The 16,557-nt window shown below is 53.7% G+C and carries 14 protein-coding genes; 10 read left to right on the top strand and 4 right to left on the bottom strand.

Features of this window, described 5'->3' with window-relative positions; genetic code table 11:
• Window position 1: 1 nt before the first annotated feature.
• The 4 genes from tcmP to ACLIIZ_RS15995 form a co-directional block, all read right to left on the bottom strand.
• Window positions 2-889: a three-Cys-motif partner protein TcmP gene (gene tcmP / locus ACLIIZ_RS15980; protein WP_416693781.1), complete on the bottom strand. Its 888-nt coding sequence runs from the start codon at window positions 887-889 to the stop codon at window positions 2-4.
• A 12-nt stretch (window positions 890-901) separates the two neighbouring features.
• Window positions 902-1,474, bottom strand: coding sequence for a transcriptional repressor LexA (lexA, locus tag ACLIIZ_RS15985; RefSeq protein WP_416693783.1), 573 nt, complete (start codon window positions 1,472-1,474; stop codon window positions 902-904).
• A 142-nt stretch (window positions 1,475-1,616) separates the two neighbouring features.
• The gene (locus ACLIIZ_RS15990) at window positions 1,617-2,198 is read right to left on the bottom strand and encodes a hypothetical protein (protein ID WP_416693785.1); all 582 of its coding nucleotides are present in this window, start codon (window positions 2,196-2,198) and stop codon (window positions 1,617-1,619) included.
• Window positions 2,199-2,205: 7 nt separating this feature from the next.
• Window positions 2,206-2,658, bottom strand: coding sequence for a helix-turn-helix domain-containing protein (locus ACLIIZ_RS15995; protein ID WP_416693786.1), 453 nt, complete (start codon window positions 2,656-2,658; stop codon window positions 2,206-2,208).
• A 78-nt stretch (window positions 2,659-2,736) separates the two neighbouring features.
• Between ACLIIZ_RS15995 and ACLIIZ_RS16000 the strand changes: the two genes are divergently transcribed.
• The 10 genes from ACLIIZ_RS16000 (at window position 2,737) to ACLIIZ_RS16045 (ending at window position 16,274) form a co-directional block, all read left to right on the top strand.
• Complete coding sequence (locus tag ACLIIZ_RS16000; RefSeq protein WP_416693787.1) at window positions 2,737-3,000, top strand: DNA-binding protein; 264 nt, start codon at window positions 2,737-2,739, stop codon at window positions 2,998-3,000.
• A 183-nt stretch (window positions 3,001-3,183) separates the two neighbouring features.
• Entirely contained in the window at window positions 3,184-4,119 is a 936-nt protein-coding gene (locus ACLIIZ_RS16005) for a hypothetical protein (RefSeq protein WP_416693788.1), read from the top strand.
• A gap of 15 nt (window positions 4,120-4,134) precedes the next feature.
• Window positions 4,135-6,114, top strand: coding sequence for a hypothetical protein (locus ACLIIZ_RS16010; protein WP_416693789.1), 1,980 nt, complete (start codon window positions 4,135-4,137; stop codon window positions 6,112-6,114).
• The gene (locus ACLIIZ_RS16015; RefSeq protein WP_416693790.1) at window positions 6,114-7,088 is read left to right on the top strand and encodes a TniB family NTP-binding protein; all 975 of its coding nucleotides are present in this window, start codon (window positions 6,114-6,116) and stop codon (window positions 7,086-7,088) included. Before ACLIIZ_RS16010 ends, ACLIIZ_RS16015 begins: the two co-directional genes overlap by 1 nt.
• On the top strand, window positions 7,066-8,088 hold the full coding sequence (locus tag ACLIIZ_RS16020) for a TniQ family protein (RefSeq protein ID WP_416693791.1): 1,023 nt from the start codon (window positions 7,066-7,068) through the stop codon (window positions 8,086-8,088). The genes ACLIIZ_RS16015 and ACLIIZ_RS16020 overlap by 23 nt, the downstream gene beginning before the upstream one ends.
• A 16-nt stretch (window positions 8,089-8,104) precedes the next feature.
• Window positions 8,105-9,172: a TniQ family protein gene (locus ACLIIZ_RS16025; RefSeq protein ID WP_416693792.1), complete on the top strand. Its 1,068-nt coding sequence runs from the start codon at window positions 8,105-8,107 to the stop codon at window positions 9,170-9,172.
• A gap of 396 nt (window positions 9,173-9,568) precedes the next feature.
• Window positions 9,569-11,806: an ankyrin repeat domain-containing protein gene (locus ACLIIZ_RS16030; protein WP_416693793.1), complete on the top strand. Its 2,238-nt coding sequence runs from the start codon at window positions 9,569-9,571 to the stop codon at window positions 11,804-11,806.
• Window positions 11,807-11,897: 91 nt separating this feature from the next.
• Window positions 11,898-12,107: a hypothetical protein gene (locus ACLIIZ_RS16035; RefSeq protein WP_416693794.1), complete on the top strand. Its 210-nt coding sequence runs from the start codon at window positions 11,898-11,900 to the stop codon at window positions 12,105-12,107.
• A 285-nt stretch (window positions 12,108-12,392) separates the two neighbouring features.
• On the top strand, window positions 12,393-14,111 hold the full coding sequence (locus ACLIIZ_RS16040) for a hypothetical protein (RefSeq protein ID WP_416693795.1): 1,719 nt from the start codon (window positions 12,393-12,395) through the stop codon (window positions 14,109-14,111).
• A 666-nt stretch (window positions 14,112-14,777) separates the two neighbouring features.
• Window positions 14,778-16,274: an NYN domain-containing protein gene (locus ACLIIZ_RS16045; RefSeq protein WP_416693796.1), complete on the top strand. Its 1,497-nt coding sequence runs from the start codon at window positions 14,778-14,780 to the stop codon at window positions 16,272-16,274.
• Window positions 16,275-16,557: the final 283 nt, after the last annotated feature.

Raw genomic sequence — 16,557 nt, forward strand, 5'->3', positions numbered from 1 at the left:
GTTATTTGCCCAAAAGGTGGTTGGCGATCTTCACTGCCGTGGGTGCCCCAATCTGGTTCCCCGCAGCAAAACACAGTAAGTACATAGGGTTGTTCCGGGAATTGAAGAGTGCTTTCGTGGTGGGCGCAACGCCGGAAAAGATGGACTTAAGACGACCTATCAGAAACTCACCAATCTGATCGAAAGAGGCATCCTTGATTAAAGAAATTTCGTCTGAAAAGAAATCGCCTTGAGTTGAAGGTTTGTAAAAAGCGCTGTGCCACTCGGGTGTCCCGAACATTCGTGTCAGTTTTTCCGAAAACGATTGTGGCGGTGTCGAATCCCGTTTCAATAAACGATTTGCCCCCATGCCCATAGGGAATAACAGCCAGAGATCGATGGCTTTGGCATCGGCAATCTGTTTCAACAATGCCCACTCGATATTCATCCCATAAGGGTCTAGAAACACGACTGCGCGGGACTTTTTCCAATCACGGTTGCGGCATATCTCGGCAAGCAGCTTGGTGCCATCCCCTTGCATCACTTTGCAACGTGAAGTCAGTTGCGGGTAATCGCTCTCGATGGTCGACTCCAACTGAGCCGCGTGTTCTTTCTTCTTGTCGATGAAGATGTACTCGTCGAACGGAGAAGAAAGCTCCAAGGCAATTCTGGCGCTGCCTTTTTTATACGCGTCCAGTTCCGGAAGTTCTTCAGGGTCGAACAGGCTAGCCTCGTCAGACACATCCGCGGTCTTCCTTTCGCCCGTCCCAGCAAACGCGTCGATGTAGATGGTTTTGAAAAACCGGGCCTTTTCATTCTGGGTAAAAATCAGGCGATAAGCGGTCAGGTAATGTTTCAACGCTTCCAGCTTCTGTTCTGTCCAAGCGCCGCCAAATTGATGATCGATCATGTCTTCACCCGGTCAGTATTTTCTGAAACTGCCCACCACGAGACCAAAAATTTCCAGGTGATCCCGAGCATAGATTTCCGGGTAAGCCTTGTTGGCGGGCCGCAAATAGTATTGACCGTCGCGGGCCTCCAAGTACTTCACCGTATATTCGCCATCGACGATAGCAACAATAATGTTGCCCACCTTTGCCGGTGCCCCCTTTTTGACGATGACGACATCTCCAGGCATCAGTCCCGCATCGATCATTGAGTCACCCTTGATCGTCAGCAAAAAGGTTCTGGAAGGGGTATTGATCAGATACTCATCGATGCTGTACGGCTCGGCCAATGTGTCGTTAGCAGACTGAGGCAATCCAGCCTGGACGTAGTCGAAGAGTTCTCGCTCAAAGAAGGATTTCTGCGGCTTGATCCTTCTATCGGACGTCACGTCCAAATATCCCGCATTTGCCAGGCGCTTGACCATTGCGGATACGCCGCCTTTGGAACGCATCCCGATCAGCTTTGCAATTCCGGAGTATGGCGGAAAAACGCCAGTATTAGCGTAGTAGTCGCGCAGTTTTGCCAGATAGAAGTGGTCTTTGTTCATGGAAAAGTCCTGGCGGCAATTCCCACATCATATAGAACTATCGTTCAATATGAAAATTTTTTCGAACATTAGTTCGCTTCAATAACGACCACGTCTAAACAGAGAATGTCCGGAATTTCGAATAAAAATCCTGCCATCCGGCCTAAAGGCGCACCACCACACCATCCTCAAAACGAGGGGACACCTCCAACACTTGTGAGCGAAGCTTGGCGAATCGGAATGAGTTATCCAACGCATTTCCCGCGACAAGCCCAAACAAACTACCGATCGAAAACGAGGCTGCGATCACCGTCAGATTACCTTCTGACCCAAACCAGACCCAGGCAATCCAGGCACCTGTGAGCAACGCGACAGCCGCAATAAGAGCGGATGCCCGAGCCTCCTGCAATGGTTGCTCACGCACTATCACACGCCCATCCTTCGTTTCCTCAAAAAGCCCGATGCGCCGCATGCGCTCAATTTCTTTTGGAGTAAACCCCTTCGTATCGCTCAGCCAGCGAAAAACCGCTTCAATACGATTATCACTACTCACGGGGCCACCAAAATTAGCGGTCTCGGCACTTGGTCCATGAGCTTTTTCAGACGTTTCACCCGGCCGAAACTCGAACAGCTTCTCTCGCAAAATTTCGAGCGCCTCATCTTCACTGCAGGGGGAGTCGTTTTCAAACGCTTCTCTGATCCGACTTAATGCTCGCATCACATGCGCATCGGAAGGATCGGTCACTTTATTCCTATCCATTGCCTTCAAGCCTTTTGGGGAAAAATGCTGCCAAGTTGCTCTCGACATCAAGCCCTTTGCTTGCAGCCTGGATGCAATGTGAGCGCATCACCTCGAATAAGACATAACGGCCCTCGGAACTCATATAGCCTCCGCATTGCTCCGCAACGTAGGCCTCAAGCTGGTCAAAAACCTTCTTCTCAATCCCTCGGAGTGCCTCAGGCCCAAGCACAGACTCCGCCGATCTCTTCCCAAAAATCACGTAGGAAAGACTGACGCCCATCGCTCCGATGGCCGCCAAGTACGAAGTTCTTGGCTCACGGGCTTCTTTCTCGTACTGGAGCTGGGCAAGACGCTTTACGCCAGCGCGCTCGGCGAACTCATCCTGGCTAAGCCCCAAGCGCTTTCGCTCTTCCTTGAGACGCTCACCAAATCCTGGCAGAAATGTTTCATTTTGTGTAGGCATGTTAGGGATTATAGAAAATATGTTGCACATTTTCTATACGAGGTGCTAGCGTGTACTCATTTGCATGCATTTTGCGCGATGAGCACTTCTCCCTCCTTCCGCACTCCTGAAGAATGCCGCTCCTTGATTGAAGGCAGCGGCATATCCATTGCGGAATGGGCTCGCGAAAACCGCTTTTCGTGCGGCCTCGTCTATCAAGTTCTTGAAGGGAAGCGACGCTGCCTGCGTGGACAAAGCCACAAGATTGCCGTCGCACTTGGCCTGAAAGCAGGACAACTGATCGACGTTCAAACGCTAAGTCAGATGCTGTCAAGGCTTCAACAGGAGGAGGAAACCATGTAACAAAAAAATACCGGACTCACCTTTCGGTTCATCCGGCCTTGCCCGCTAGCCACGGAAAAAATACATCTCACACACAAAGTATCTCCAAGGCAGCCGGCGAAGTCAAGGATTTTGTCGCCAAAAATTTACATCCAATGACGAAAATATTCGTTTGGATGCTTTTGATTTCACCTTGGAGAAATCATGAAAAAGCGTCGCGCAAAAAAACTGGTAGGCACTAACGCCCCAAGCCGCAATTTAGTTGAAGTCTCGCCGCACCGCACCACGGGAGGCCTTCAAGTTGAGGAGCTAACCCCCTATCCGGCTGAATACGAGTCTCCTCACGAAAAACTTGCGATCCCACGCCTGCTGCTCTGCAGGAACGTCAAAAAGGTTTATTCCCAACAAGAACGCACCTATCTCGACCATGAGGGAGTGGAACGCCGATACACCGCAGATTTCATGGTCGAACACGGCGATATCGCGACGCTCCTCGAAATCAAGCCACTCGAATTTCTATTTCATCCTGAACATCTCCCAAAGTACCTCTCGATCGCCAAGCACTTTCGGAAGACCAAGCAAGCATTTGCGTTCATTGTTGATGAACAGTTGTTTTGCGAACCCCAAAAAACAAACACCAATCTATTGATGCGTTATCTGACCTCACCGCTTCCCAGTGAGGCATTGGCTCGGGTAACAGAAGCATTTCAGCGCAAGCAGACGATGGCGATCTCAGAACTCTGCGATACGGAATCTTGTTCACTGGCCGAAGCCTACACACTGATAGCGCAACGCCGGCTTTGCTTCGACTGGTCCCAAAAACTGACCAAGTCAACCTTGGTTAGCCTCCCCGATCAACCATTGAAGGGATTGTTCCTTGAAGACATTTTGCGTTCGACCCGGCATGGTGATCTTCTGGCAGCGCTGGCTTTGGGTCGTGGAACGCCAGATCAATACCGACTGGAAACTACGACGGCTCTGCGACAGACTCGCCCACCTCTTACCCCATGGAATTTTGTTGGAGGATTTTCAAAGGCGGCGCCTCTTCGTGATCTCGGAGCGACGGAGCTCAGTCCTAGAAAATCTTGGGAGCGACGAGATCGCGCACCTGGTCAGGCAACTAAGCCTAACAACGCCTAGTCCGAAGGAGTCGACATGGGATCATTTTTCCTCCAGAAAGGGCTTGTCATTTCCTATCATGGCCAGATTCTCGAATACGACAGCCGCTCTAACGAAGAGCTCTATTTCGAGAACCCCAAAACCGGCCAGAAAAAGACGCTAACGGAATCGGAGTTTTGGTCAGCACAAGGGTCGCTACAACTGAAAATTGTCGACGCGTTCTCATCACCGGAAGCTCTAGTAATCAAGCCAGACAGCCCTGATGCGCTCCAAAACTTCCGAGACCTCAATCTCATCCCGGAGAAATACCAACTCGATCACGACCGCAAGATTACTTACATCTCGCAACTGAAGAAGGAAGGCATCACCCGCGGTCAAAAATTCCTGATCGCTGATAGTGCCGCAAGAATTGCGAAGGAAATTGCAGATCCGCTCGGCCCTCCTGGCACTTCGACGATATCGAAATGGTGGAGAGAAATTGACACCACCGGAGGCGACCTTCTTGTTGTCATCAATGGCAACAGTTTCAGGAAGCACACCAAGCGCCTCGACAAGGAAAGTGAGGAATTCCTTCAGATTCACATCGACGATTACTACGCCCAGTCCAGCCAGCCAACCGTCGTTGGTGCGCACCGAGATTACGCCAATAAGCTAAAGACCGAAAACGCCGAACGAGCATCCCAGGATCGCCCTCAGCTAACGAAAGCCAGTGAGCGAACGTACGGAAACCGCATCGATGATCGCCCCAAAGAGGAGATGATGATCGCTCGCCTGGGACGAGAAGAAGCCAGGCGCTATTTCAAAATGGCCAAAGGGCACCTTCCTGCGGATCACCCCTTGGATGTTGTCGAAATTGATCACACGCCGATGAATCTCTACGTCATCGACGACCATGCGCTGCTACCGCTCGGCCGGCCGTGGCTCACGGCTATCAAGGATCGCTATTCGGGCGTTTTGCTCGGATTCTACGTTTCGTTCCAGAAAACCGGACTGAGTTCAATTTTTGGAGCGATCAAACATTCACTCTCCTCGCACCACTTCGCCTATGAGTTGTGGCCAGATATCGAGAATCCCTGGCCTGCGTTTGGCCGAGCAGTCTATTACGCATCTGACCGCGGCGCCGATTTCATCTGCCAGCGCTACCGAAATGCAATCAAAGCGCTAGGCTCGTTCTGGGAGTACTGCGAACGAAGAACCCCTTGGTTGAAAGGATCGATCGAGCGCTTCTTTCTCACATTGGAACAAACGTTCTTTGAATCAATGCCAGGTCGAACCTTTGCGTCACTTGCAAAGCGAGGGGACTACGACTCTGTCAATCAAGCCGTCGTTCGCTTTTCAACGTTGATCTATCTGCTTCACAAGTGGGCGGCAGATTTTCACAACATTCAAACCAACGTACGAAACCAGGCTGCACCACTCGAACTATGGCAAAGCGGTATCGTAACAGCCCCTCCTCCCTATCCGTGTTCGATCGACGAACTGAATATCGTCCTGGGCGAGCATCACACAGGAGCACTGTCTCAAGAAGGAATTCGATTCTCCTGGCAAACCTACGCCGACGATCAACTGGAAGCGCTGATGAAGGACGTCGGCCGGGTGAAAACACTCAATTACGTTGTCTGCGATGAAGACCTTGGCCAGATTTACGTCGAGCATCCTACGACACATAAATACCTATGCGTTCCCTCGACACGCCCGGAGTACAGCAAGGGCTTGAGTCGTTTTCAGCACAAGTTCCTCCGGGCCGAAGCCAAGGTTCGATTGGAAAAATCGACTGCCGTCGATACGTTGATCGAAACCCGCAACCGTATCCAGAACGTACTTGCAGAAGAGTTGGAGAACAAAAAAAACGCCGGCAAGGTCCAGTTAGCTCGCCTCGCAGGCATCAATTCAAATAACACGCTAATCGGCGAGACGCGAACAATCCTGACCCCCTTCGGAGAGAACGGAAGCCTAACGCCACCGCCGAATACGCCTTCGTTTACGAACGTCCCAAGTTATGCGTGGGGGTCGTAATGAATACGATGGCAGATTTGCAATCGGAGCATCTGTTTGCAGAACCGACACCGGATATCGCCCCTGCACTAGATCCTCAACAGGAACGTGCTCGCGCCATGGCCGGCACTCCGGATGACCGTGCTCAGTACGTACTGGATGTGCCCATTGCCTTCGATGAGTACCGGAGAGCCAACAAATACATAGATGCACTTCTCGCCAGGGCTAAGGTTGCGAAAAAGCCAGGGGGGCTTTGGATCATCGGCGAAGGAGGACGTGGAAAGTCGTTCATTTTGGAACGGCTTCTCAAGCGTCTCAAACCTGTTGAAGGCGATCACCGCCGGCTTTCCCCAGTTCTGTACCTCACCTTCGAAGCCCGTCCAAGTATCGGGGAAATCTATATCCGACTTCTCGTGCAATTGGGGCAGGATCCCCGCAGCCTGAAAGGACTATCGTTGAAAGAGCTTCGAGACACGCTACGCGATGCCGTCAAAACGGCCGGTGTCCTACTGATCGCGTTCGATGAGGCACAGCATCTTTGGGTGTTGACCACAAAGAAAAGCAAAGGAGATGCAGGCGGAGCGCTAGGGGCGACCTTGAAGCGCCTCTATGACTTTCTTGGTGTGGCGTTCGTCTTTATCGGAACGCCACCCCTCGATGAAATCCGGCGGCAGGATGAGCAAACAACCCGATGGCCGGGCCTCTCCTTTCTCAAGGCTTTTGTGTACAACGAAGAGTTTCTGGGCGTCCTGGCCACACTCGATCAGTGCCTGCCCATGCCGGAAAAGGCCAACCTCATCGACAGCAAGCTTTCCAAGTCGATATTCGACTCCTGCAGAGGAAGTTTTCGGCTGCTCAAGATGCTATTGGCGGAGGCGGTCCGTATTGCCAGCCAAAAAGGGGAAAAGAGTATTTCCTGCGCACATCTCGCAGAAGCCCACTTCCTGGTTCATTGCTCAGAGGAAACCCCTTTTGGACCAGTACCGCTTAATTAATCGAACACAGCCCTACCCGTTCGAATCGCTGCGGGGTTTCCTGATGCGCTGCGCCGGTGCCAATCACTACCGTAGCCATCAGGAAATTCTCCAATACGCGCTAGGCGCCAGTTCAACGAATCCGCAGGTTGAGCAAACCGAGATTCCACGGCTCGCGATATACACGCGGAACAGCGTGAACGAGCTTAGCCAACTCTCGGGCATTTCTCGACAAGTCCCCAGGAAAGGACGCGAATGGAAAATCCTCGGTGAATGGCTGAGCAAATCCACCTTTCTCAAACTCAGACATGCTCCAATTTGCCCTCGATGCCTGCAAGAACAGCCCTTCTTACAGGGAGCATGGCACCTGGCTTTCAATACCGCTTGCTGGAAACACAGGTGCCAATTGATCGATCGCTGCCCTCAATGCAAAAGGCAACTTGCCCTTTCTAGACGCCAGCCCGAATACTGCGAATGCGGATTCGATCTTCGCAAGAGTGACTCGCTGCCCGCAGAGGCAGAGCAACTACTCATTGCTCGGATCATAGTCAATCGTTCCGATGGCCCGTTGAATCTTGACTCTGCCTGCATCCCGGCTAACCAGGTCGAAAATCTCGCACGCCTGAGCCTTGACGGGTTATGCCACAGCCTCTGGTTTCTCGGCCATCACCTGCTGGGTAATTTTCCACTCAGCAAAGGTAGTGGTCTCCGCAAACTTGATGACCGAGAAACCCGAGAGATGATAGCCGCAGTTTGCTGGCTTCTATCTGACTGGCCATCCCGGCTGAATCAAGCTTTGTCGAGGCAAATTGCGCTCAATTCAAAGTGGTCTGGAGACAATGCCACCATGCGCCTGCTCGGTCCGATTCAGCGGTATTACGAATCCCATATTGGCTCGTGTGATTTCAGGTTTATCTCGAGTCCATACGAAGCATTCGTCCGACAACTGGTGAAACAGGCTCGAATCAAAACTCGGCCCTCCCGGCTCGACTCTCCGCAACTGGAACTTGATCTAAGCTGATATGGCACGAGAAGAGATGATCGCCAGGTCACTCGAAGCGCTCGGCGAGTTGGCCTCGATTTACGGAGAGAGTTGGAATCCTCGCGTTGCCAGAGCTTATGACTTTCCTTCGCCGCTGCCAGGGGAAGCGGTCAGTTCGTGGCTGATTCGTTATGCCATCAGGAAGAATTGCTCTCCCGGAAAAATTCTCGACTGGATCGGCGCCTCTTGGCAGAAACCAATTTTTTGGTTGGATTTTGATCGGGAAGCACTGCCTTGGGATTACCTCGGCAAATTGATAAGCACACCTGCTACAACCCTGAAGAATTTGGTTCCAGAAAATGGCAACCTTCTCTTGGGGCCAGCTTTGTTGTGCCTGCACACCGATCCCATGCGCATGCTCCCGCACCTCCGCTACTGCCCCCAGTGCTTGGCAAGCGACATCATCCCGTATTACCGGAGCAGTTGGCGCTTGGCTTCCAACTGGATCTGTCAAAAGCATGGGTGCGTCATGCGCGACTACTGCCCGGTCTGCCAACAACCCCTGTTCTGGAATTACAGTACCCGCAACCGAACACGCATCCTGGATTTACGAATGTGCCACCACTGCGGAGGAGACCTCTGCCCACCCCAACAAGCAGACGATTCGCTTCCTTTTTGGCTAAAAGCAGAACTTCACTCAATCCAGAGGGAATTCGCCTACAACCTTGGTTGCCACGGCGATCACGAGGCTTTACTGACACCGCATTCGGAATCCCCAAGCCCTCCTGATCGCCCTGTGATGAATGCTGAAACTGCATTTGAAAAACTAGCGCAGGTCATCCGAATATTGGACTTTTCTGCGAAGCCGGATTTCCCTGGGCCATATGTCGGGGTTGGCATTGAGGCGAAGGCGCTATTTGGACGAGCCACTGGTCAGATTTGCAGCTCGCTGATGGAGCAGCAAAACCTATTTGGAACAACTCTCTGGTGGTCAGGCGAGAACATCCTGAAAAATGCGCTCAGACAAACTTGGTCGCGGCAGGACTTCGACCGAACAAAGCAGTGGGTGATTCGCTACTGCAATCACTCTACCCAAATGCAGCATTGCTGTTCATTGTCGTAAAAACAGCAATTGCCGTTTTAGCAGCAACGCGAACCGTTGCTAGCAGTTAATGAATACGGTCCACTCCGCAGTGGGTAGCCCCACTTTCATCGACAACAGAAAATCCAGATTTCCTTCGGTTCCATGTCGTGTCTGCGGAAGGCCCTTTCCTCAAGATGACGGTGTGCCGACTTGGCACTACTCTAATCGAAAGGAATGACAATGACGACCAAGACTTCAGCCCCCAAGGCTCCGGCCACTCCGATGACCCAGACCGCAGCCGCGCGTATCCAGAGCGCGACTGCCAAGGCCGGCGGGGTGTCCAAGGGTAGCTTTGCCGCGCGCGCTCAAAGTGCGGCGGCAAAGGGTGGCAAGCACTAATTAGAGGGGGGGCGGGAAATCCCCGCCCTGTTAAACATGAGCAAAGAAACCATCATCCCACGCCTAGGCAATCTTCTCAGAGCCCTGATCAAAGCTGCTGGATACCGGCCCCTCGTTTTGCAGACCGGTCAAGACAAGGATCTCGATGACCTTGCCAACGAGGACGATGAACGTCAGAGCAGCAGGTTCGACAGACTGCAATCGATAGAAGATAGCTGCACGGACGCACTCGCCAAAGATTGTGGTCACGAATGGGCAGAAACCTTCCGCTACGCGTGGTTTCGGACCGCTGAGGCACTACAAAGACTGGCTCAGAACCTGGATGTCACCCCGCTGAGCACCGCCGAGGGTCAAAAGCTGATCTCAAAGCACTTCACGGCGCCGATGCTTGCCGGCTTCCTCTCCCTTGCAGCCAACAGGAGAGCCGCTCCAGATTTCGAACAATGGAGCATCTCGCCGTTCAAAGCCTGGCTGTCTTTCGCTTCGCATTACACAAAAGTACCCGAAGAGAAGCTGCTCACGAATCTGGGTAACGAACTCGATGCCGACCCGAGAACGATAGAGCGCTGGCGTTCTGGTGAGCCCGTGGGCAAACTCGCTTGGCCATATACCCCAAAAGTCGCTGTGGCGATCGGCAAGGATGCGTCGGCACCTGAGATTCCTCTTTTGTCGGGATGGCTCCTGGTGGCCTGCGCCTACCAATCGCTGCCGACCGAGTTGCGGGATGCCGTAAAGCGCAACTTGCAATTGCGGACCCAACAACCTTGGGTACTTGAAGATGCTAGGCGCGTGGTCGATCAAGCAAGTAAGCGCGCGGGCGACGTTCCACTGTTCCGCCAAGTAATTCCGCTGCTTGAGACGATTCAGATGATGTTCTCGACCAAGAGGCATGACAAGGTTGCGCTTCAGGAAAAACTGGATCAGCTTCGGGGTCTGATCCAGCGTGCAGATCCCGGCCAGCAGGCTCCCTATCGCTACATCCACGCTTGGTTTGCCGCGCGGCACGCGGCTCTACAGGGACAAAAGGAGGCCGCCCTTGAGCACTACGCCAAAGCGGTTTCCGGCGCATGGTGGCGAGCTGGGCAGAATCAACACCCGATCTTGAATGAAGCATTGCTATACGCGGTTGGTGTCGGGGATAAGGATGCTGCCAATGGCTACTGGGACAAAACGTTCATGCTTGGCCTGAACCAGCGCCCGAAACACCCATTGGACACCCAAGAATTTCGTCGCATTGCCTTTGGCTTCGAACAAATGTTTTATCCCCAAAAGGCGAAGGAGCGCATTCCTCCTCCTGTGGAAATCCGGAGCACTGACGATGCCTTCAGGCTCGGCAACAAACACCTCGCCAACCCAAATCAGAAGACCAAATACGCCGAAGGCAGAACACGTCGAACACCACTGATGGTCGCAATTCAAGAAGGCTCTCTGGATGACGTCAAGCGCTTGCTCGCTGCTGGTGGCGACCCGAATGACTTCATTCAGGAATCCGGAGAGAGTCCATTGTCTTATGCGATGCATCGGGCGTGGCTAAGGAAGGACACGCTCATCATGGATTACCTGATGACCCTTGAACTCTCCCGAGATACAGTCAATCGTCCATCATCCACCCGTCGCGAAACACCACTACAGGTCGCCATCGAAATGGCCAATGCCGCTGCTGTTCGCCGATTGATCGAGCTCGGTGCCGATGTTGAACAAAGCTGCGACCTCCTCCCCTCAGCGCTGTGCTTGGCCGTAACCTTCCTGCACAACAGCCTTCATCGCGAGGACCAAACACAGGAGCAGGCCTATCTTGCCGGCAAAACGCGGGCAACCTCCTACGATGCAAAACAGGGCGCTATCCTGGATGTCGACACTGCTGCACGGCGAACGCTCAGCCACGTATTCAGGAATACCACCGAAAGGAAGCGCCAGATTTACAGCGCAGTGCGCGACTACTTCACCTTACCGCCTGCCAATCACCGCGCTGTAATCCAAGCCTTAATGGACGGCGGCGCGGATGCCAACCGGCGTTACCGTGTGGAAGCCCATCATCTTGCTCAATGGACCCCGACTCTATTTGCGGCACAAACAGGGGATCTCGAGACCTTCCGTATGCTTGTCGAACACCCGGGAGAGAACCGTGGAGACCCCGACCTGACCCTGATAGCGCCAAGTCACCTGACGCGATTCGACGCCCTCTGGGTCGCGATCAATCACGGGCGACACGCAATTGTCTCTTATCTGATGGAGCGCAAGAACGGGAATGACCAGCCCCAATCCAGCCCCTGAAATTTTTGACAAATACATTCGGCGATATGTCGGGTGTGCGTCGCCGACAAATCCGATCCTCATGGTTATACAACAACCACGAGGATCATCCATGCACTACTGCAACGACAAAGACATCAACCGCTTGATCAAAAAAATGCTACGTAGTGGCTGGCGCTTCGAAGCAGGCCGACATGGCAAGCTCCGCCATCCAGAAGGAATCGGATTTATCACCTTTCCTAAAACTCCAAGTGACCACCGATGCCTGAAAAATATGCTTCGGGATATTCGCCGGCTAGAATCAACGAATAATCCAAGTTAGTTGCGAAATCGCAGTCGCCTGGCAGCCAAATCGCGTCGACCTGACCGGCTCGAATCGACTCTCAAGGGTCCGACCCTGGCTTCTGCGGCTCGTGACAGAGTAGACCGGTCGTTCATGTCGACCGCTCACCGGCAAGTCGTCGGCCTGAGCCGACCTTGGACCTGTGGCCGGAATCAGGCGGCTATGCTCCAGTTACCTGCCGCTAAGCCGAAGTGACATTCAAAGGCCGCTTTCGGTTTGAGCATTCCTCAATTAAAGCCGCAAACATCTTGACATTCGTCATAATTGGAAGAACAACATAAACCGTTCTCCCCGATGCCAGGCCCTCTCGCTCGCGCAGCACATCACCTCTATCGGTACTTTGCTGGATTCCTACTCATCCTGTTCATCCTTTGGGGTGGTTGGCATGTCAAAGGGCAACTTGCTGACCTAAGCGACAAAGAGAGCTTGCATCAATACCTGCTCGACAAAAGTGCTGAACTGAGCAAAGACATCTCTGCGGCAAAGGAAGAGACCGTCAAATCGGCAAGTTCTTGGAAGAGAGCCACCAATGGCGTGTTAGCTCGTCAAATTTCTGAACTGAGTGCGGAAATCGAGCGGAAGACCAGCGCGGTGTTGGCGCTCGACAACATAGCCAATGCTATCAACCCAACCCGGCAGCTCGAAATTGCCCGCCTAAATGCGGAAATTGCATTGGCAACCCAAAAGCGAGACTACCTTCTCCGTATCAAGGAATATCGGCAGGGCCAAACCGAGTGCAGTCGAATAACCAACAACTGTGAAACCATCCGCCAGCGGCACGTGTTCGACTTCTCGTCCTATCAGCAGACGGTTACCCAGCTTGTCCCCCTTCAGAAGAGTTGGCAGGCCCAATACAACGCGTTATCCCAAGGGTACAGTCTCCGAAAAAATCTCGAAAAAAGGCGAGATGCTCTGGCACTTAAAACCCAAGGCCATAAAGCCAACTATGCCCAATGCCTCGCATCTGCTCAGAAAGACTGTAGCCGCAAAGAGCCACCGCCGTTTGCTTTGAACTCCGTCGCCATCGACCAAGCACATGCCAGCCTTCAACAAATCACCCGAGAACTCGGCGATGAGCTCAGCCGGCATTGGCTTAAGAGCGCGGTGCTTGACCCAATTCGGGCCGTATTGCCGATGGCGATACAGGTCTTCATTGCGGCCCTTCTCGGAAAACTCGCCATCAAGTTTCTTTTGTATTTCGTGCTGGCTCCACGTGCGGCCCATGGAAGAACTATTTGCCTGGTGCCAAATGCCCGCTCACGACAAACTGCATCATTGAAACAAAACCAATCGCAACTATCGCTTTCCGTTCCATTAACGGCCGAGGACGAACTGTTGGTGCACCATGGCTACTACCACAGCGCATCCACCTCGAGCCAGAAGGGAGCTCGTTGGTTGTTGAGTCATAAGGCGCCGTTACTGAGTTGGTTATCCGGCCTTTTTAACGTCACCACGGTAACGACTGATTCCATCTGCGAGGTAACGCTCTCCGCAGGCAAATACACTCTTGAAGAGCTGCTCCCTATAAAGCTTCGGGATGGTGAGGCTGTTTCAATCCGAGCCACCCACCTGGTCGGGGTGGTCAAAAGACGAAACACTCCGCTCCAAATTACCAGACATTGGCGGTTATTTAGCTTACAGGCCTGGCTGACCTTACAACTTCGCTATGTGGTTTTTCATGGGCCAGCCACACTGATACTTAAAGGGTGCCGAGGGGTGCGTATCGAAGGAGCCGATGGGGAGCGCACTATCGAACAAAGCGCCACCATCGGGTTTAGTGCCCACCTGAACTATGGGACAACCCGTACCGAGACTTTCCGTCCTTATCTCTTTGGCGATTCTGAACTCTTATTGGACCGTTTCACCGGGCAGTACGGCATTTACATTTACGAAGAAATGCCGACATCTTCAGAGCCCGGTGGCGTCACTGGTCGTCGTATCGGCGGCGCGTTAGATGCGCTTATGAAGTTGGTTGGGCTCTAATCCCGGATGAGAACGGGGCGACTCTACAAATCGTGAGATCGACCCCACAAGAAAAAATCACCATTTAGTAGATATTGATTGCAAAGATGACCTTCGATATCTCGCTGGCTTGAGGGGCTGTTGTGCGCACAGGAGCGGTCGCTCATCTGACGATGGCAGAACGTCAGCTCTGGCCGACGTCCTGAACTAGCCCATGTGACAGCTTTCAGATTAGAGCCGCCACGTGAATGACCACAGCGGCAGGATGCGGACCGGCCCCTCCTGACCGCGGGCTGCCAGAAGGCGCTCTGGTCAGGATATCGATAATTGGTGCTCAGGTACAATGACCCGTTGTGGTCAACTCAATCAACTTATCGCGCGCGACATGGTGGTAACAGACCGGAAGCGGGCCCTCAATTACCTGGAACGGATTGGCTATTGCCGATTCCCGGCTTGCTGGCGGAATATCCCACTCAGTCGGGTCTGAGTCTGGAAGGCATGGGTTTGTCGGCCCAAGATTGGGCGTCAGAACTGGGGCCAAAAAAGCCGGCCAATACCCCCAGCGATCTTGTCACCGAGGTGACTCACCCGAGGGAGCCGTGTTGGTAGAAATTTCCGAGTCCGGAAAAGCACTGTCAAGAAACCATTTTGAAATTCGACAGCAAAAAATCACCTGAAAACTGAACCATGAAAAGCGCCCTCTTCGTCGATTTCGACAACGTTTACTCCGGCCTGCGCCGTCTCGATCAGGAAACGGCCGACCAGTTCGCCCGCAACCCGACAATCTGGATGAACTGGCTGATCAAGTCCCTGGAAATGCCCGAACCGGTCGCCCCCGGCGCCAAACGGCGCGTGCTGGTACGCCGCTGCTATCTGAATCCGCAGGCTTACCAGCGCTTCCGGCCATCGTTCAATCTGGCCGGTTTCGAGATCATCGACTGCCCGGCGCTGACCAGCGAGGGCAAGACAAGCACCGACATCAACATGGTGCTGGACATCGTCGACCTGCTGCAGCACGAGACCCATTACGACGAGTTCATCGTCTTCTCTGCCGACGCCGACTTCACCCCGGTGCTGCGCAAGCTACGCCGTTGGGACCGACGCACCACCGTGCTGGCCATCGGCTTTCCTTCGGCGGCGTATCGCGCCTCGGCCGACCTGCTGATCGACCAGGATGACTTCGTCCGTAACGCCTTGAGTTTCGACGAGAGCGCTGCGCCGCCACCCGTTGAGCCTCAGCCCACCGGCCCCTCAGCCGCCGAATGTGGCCCGCTGGCGCTGCAATTGATCCAGCAGGCGGTGCGCGAAGCTGCGACGCCGGTATCGCTGGCCAAGATTGCGTCCCTCCTGCTCAACCGGATCGACGGGCTGGATGCGTCGTCGTGGGCTGGATTTGGCAGCTTCCGCGCCTTGATCGAAGCGCTCGATCTCACCCCACTGGTAGTCAGCTGGGAGTCCGGCGGGACGATTCACGATCCCAAAAGGCACGCCCTTCCGACCTCGCAAAGCCATGGTAATGGCAATGGAAAAGCAGGCAAGCTGGTGGATACGGTCATTGAAGCGATCAGGAGCGAAGTCACCAAGGCAGGGCAACCTGTGCCCTGTGGCCGACTGGCCACGGTGCTGATCGGTCTTGATGGCAGCCTGGCGGCTGACTGGGCGGGCAAGGGCACCTTCCGCAAGTTTATCGAGTCGCTCGACACCAAGCCCATCGAGTTCAACTGGAGCGGCTCGGGCGGGGTGGCCTACGACCCGACCAGGCCAACTGCAAATTCCGCCCCGCCAAGCCAAACGTCCGCCGATTGGGCTGACAAGAACCTCTACAAGATTGCCAGGCAGATTCACGAACTGACTGATGTACCTCTGCTGACACCGGACAAATACCGCAACCTGATCGCCATGATTGCCCGCGATGTCGCGGAAACACCGTTCCATCTGATGGAAACCGGGAAACGTGTCCGCGACCGCTGCAAGGAATCTAGGCTTCCGGTCAGCCGTGCCGACGTCAATCACGTCTTGCGTGGTCTGAGCATGCGCGGCCATACCTTCGACGAAGGCCCGAACGACGCTGCAACGCTGGCAAAGAAACTCGCGAACAACGTACGCTCGCTTTGCCTGCGGGAGCAATTCGTACTGGATGAACAGGCCGACAGGGCAATCCTTGAGTGGATCGGATGCGAATAGACCGGAAAACTCTCTGATTAAGCTGCGCGAATATGGAAAACTCTCAACTTGAAGTGCGCAAACCGCTTCGGAGCGTTTTGCGAGACTTTCAAGAAACCAAGGATTCACGGACCTTTCCTGTCTCGACTTAAGCTGCGGACGAGAGGAGTGCTTTCGGCTTCCAGTATCGGCCAGTTCTCGGCGGGTTACGACCTGGGCCGCATCGAGTGATGCGGAGTGACAATGAATGTAGTGGGGGTGAAGGAATCCTTGCTAAGGGACAAGGGTCCGCATCAAGCGTGGC

Source organism: Azonexus caeni (assembly GCF_048146105.1).
In the GTDB taxonomy this organism is placed as follows: domain Bacteria; phylum Pseudomonadota; class Gammaproteobacteria; order Burkholderiales; family Rhodocyclaceae; genus Azonexus; species Azonexus aromaticus_B.